This is a genomic window from Bartonella sp. AP9QHHD (assembly GCF_042195625.1).
In the GTDB taxonomy this organism is placed as follows: Bacteria; Pseudomonadota; Alphaproteobacteria; order Rhizobiales; family Rhizobiaceae; genus Bartonella.
In genome coordinates this window covers 1-2,768 of record NZ_JBHIOP010000053.1, presented here as the reverse complement: position 1 = coordinate 2,768, position 2,768 = coordinate 1, and the positions used below count along the sequence as shown (strand labels likewise).

Here is a 2,768-nt window from a genome sequence, read left to right as displayed (position 1 = left end):
GTTTTATAAAGAATTAAAAAACAACTTAAACAGTGAGATAAAGCAAGAAGAAGCGATTGAGATGTTAGCGCAACATCTTGTGACGCGTCCCGTGTTTGAAGCCTTGTTTGAAGGCAATGAATTTGTACAAAATAATGCCATTTCGCAAGCAATGGAAAAAATCTTAACAGAACTCGATAAAACCAATATTGAGGAAGAATCCAAAGAATTACAAGAGTTTTATGACAGCGTAAAATTCCGTGCCTCTGGCATTACCGAACCACAGGCAAGACAAAATCTTATTATCAAACTTTACGAAGATTTTTTTACCAAAGCTTTTAAGAAGACAACGGATAGGCTTGGCATTGTTTATACCCCCGTTGAGGTCGTGGATTTTATCATTCATTCTGTTGATGATGTTTTACGCAATGAATTTGGAAAAAGCTTGGGGTCACGTGGTGTTTCTATTCTTGACCCTTTCACTGGAACGGGTACCTTTATCACAAGGCTTTTACAATCAAAGCTCATAAAACCAGAGGATATGGAATATAAATTCCGTCATGATATCCATGCCAATGAGATTGTTTTACTGGCTTATTACATAGCAGCGATCAATATTGAATCGACTTACCATAGTTTGAAGAAAGGAGATTACATCCCTTTCAAGCATATTGGTTTAACTGATACGTTTCGGATGCTGGAAAAACAAGATTTGATGAAAGGTTTATTAGAGGAAAACAGTGAATATTTAGAGCATCAAAAAAATTTGAATATTGAAGTGATCTTTGGCAATCCTCCTTATTCGGTAGGTCAAAAGAGTGAAAATGATAATGCAAAGAATACTCCCTATCCCATATTAAATAAACGCATCAGTGACACGTATGCTGCTCAATCTAAAGCAAATCTTAGGCAAGCGCTTTATGATAGTTATATTCGTGCCATTCGCTGGGCTAGTGACCGTATTGCTGATGCTGGAATAATCGGCTTTGTCACAAATGGAAATTTTATCAGTGGATATTCTATGGATGGTTTACGAAAATCTTTAGCTAAAGAATTTAGCAGTATTTATGTGCTTAATTTACGGGGGGATATTCGTAAAAATATGAGGAATAAAAACAACGCTCAAGAAGGAGAAAATATTTTTGGCAATGGTAGTATGACCGGTATTGCTGTGACACTATTTATCAAAAACCCCAATGCTTCTGAAGAGTGTAAAATTTACTATCATGACATTGGAAATTCACTCACAAGAGAAAAAAAGCTTACAATAATAGAGTCTCTTGGGAGCATTGATGGTGTTACACGGAGTAAACAAGGGTGGCAAATAATCACACCAGATAAACATGGGGATTGGCTTGGTCAACGGGATGACAGTTTCAAAGCATTTTTAGCTATAGGTGATAAAGGTGATAAAAAAAGTCATGGTAAAAAACTTTTTGAGATTTATTCTTGTGGTCTAAAAACCAATCGTGATGCTTGGACATACAACTCTAGCCGTGAAGCTTTAGCAAAAAATATGCGTAATATGATTGCCTTCTATAACAGTGAAGTGGAACGTTTTAACAACACCTATCCACATACTGACCATAAAACACGTACAAAGGTTGTAGATAATTTTGTTAATACAGATGAGAAAAAGATAAGTTGGAGCCATAATGTTAAGCAGGAACTGGTAAAAGGAAAAATTTTCGAATTTGAAGAAGCGTGCTTTATTCAAAGCCTTTATCGCCCTTTTATGAAACAGTGGCTCTATTATAATCGCACCTTCAACGATAGAGTTTCCAAAATGCCGTGTGTATTCTCTATGGAACAAATGAATGAAAATAGGGTAATACAAGTTACAGGTATAGGAGCAATGGTGGGCTTTTCTGTCTTAATGACCAGGACTCTACCTAATTTTCATGCAATAGATACTGGTCAATGCTTTCCAAGGTATATTTATGAGGATATTGAATCTTTAAAAAGTAACAATAAAAGTGAGAAACAATCCCTTTTATTTACAAACTCTATAGAAGAAAACAAAACAGCTGATTTACAAAGGTGTGATGCCATTACTGATGAAGGTCTAGACCATTTTAAAGCCGCTTATCCTAATGAAACTATCACGAAAGATGATCTATTCTATTATGTTTACGGTCTTTTACATTCGGAAGATTATTGTGCTCGTTATGCTGATAACCTCTCTAAAGAACTGCCTCGTATCCCTTGTGTAAAGAGTGCTGGTGATTTTTGGAAGTTTGTAACAGCAGGACGTGAACTGGGTCATTTGCATGTGAATTATGAAGATGTAGAGCCTTATCCAGTAACCTTTAAAAAGGGTAATCCAAAACTGACAGAAATCTCTAATCCCGAAAAATTCTATTATGTAACTGAAATGAAATTCGCAAAAATTAAGGATAGTAAAGAAAAGGATAAAACCACTGTTATTTATAATAGCAATATCATCATGACAGATATCCCACTTGACGCTTATGAGTATATCGTCAATGGTAGACCCGCTCTTGAATGGGTTATGGGGCGTCAATGTGTAAAGACTGATAAAAAGAGTGGTATTGTGAATGATGCCAATCGTTATGCTGTTGAAACCATTGGTAACCCTGCTTATCCATTAGAGTTGTTTCAAAGGGTTATTACCGTAAGTTTAAAAACAATGAAGATTGTTAAGAACTTACCAAAATTAGAAATAAGAGAAACTGAATAAGCTTATTAAAGCATGCTCACATAATGGGTATGATAAACTCATAAGGGGTATAAGGTTTTATACCTATAGGTTCTTATATCCCTTTTAT

Annotated in this window: 1 protein-coding gene; it reads left to right on the top strand. The window is 35.3% G+C overall.

Annotation, left to right across the window (positions count from 1 at the left end; genetic code table 11):
* Positions 1-2,680: type ISP restriction/modification enzyme (locus ACFIK4_RS04190; protein WP_375675097.1), on the top strand; the 2,680-nt coding region annotated here is incomplete at its 5' end.
* Positions 2,681-2,768: the final 88 nt, after the last annotated feature.